This is a genomic window from Ruminococcus sp. N15.MGS-57 (assembly GCF_000980385.1).
Classification (GTDB): Bacteria; Bacillota; Clostridia; order Oscillospirales; family Ruminococcaceae; genus Hominimerdicola; species Hominimerdicola aceti.
Genome location: NZ_LARF01000147.1, coordinates 1 through 361, shown reverse-complemented (window position 1 = coordinate 361; position 361 = coordinate 1). Strand labels below are relative to the sequence as shown.

The 361-nt window shown below is 54.0% G+C and carries 1 rRNA gene; it reads right to left on the bottom strand.

What is annotated here, in order from left to right:
- A 16S ribosomal RNA gene (locus tag WS40_RS11025) occupies positions 1 to 361 on the bottom strand; the annotation flags it as partial.

Genomic DNA, 361 nt, shown 5'->3' with positions numbered 1-361 from the left:
GTGACGGGCGGTGTGTACAAGGCCCGGGAACGTATTCACCGCAGCATGCTGATCTGCGATTACTAGCAATTCCGACTTCATGTAGGCGGGTTGCAGCCTACAATCCGAACTAAGACTGCTTTTAGGGGTTTGCTCCACCTCGCGGCTTTGCTTCCCTCTGTTGACAGCCATTGTAGTACGTGTGAGGCCCAGGTCATAAGGGGCATGATGATTTGACGTCATCCCCACCTTCCTCCGTTTTGTCAACGGCAGTCCTGCTAGAGTGCTCTTGCGTAGCAACTAACAGTAAGGGTTGCGCTCGTTGCGGGACTTAACCCAACATCTCACGACACGAGCTGACGACAACCATGCACCACCTGTC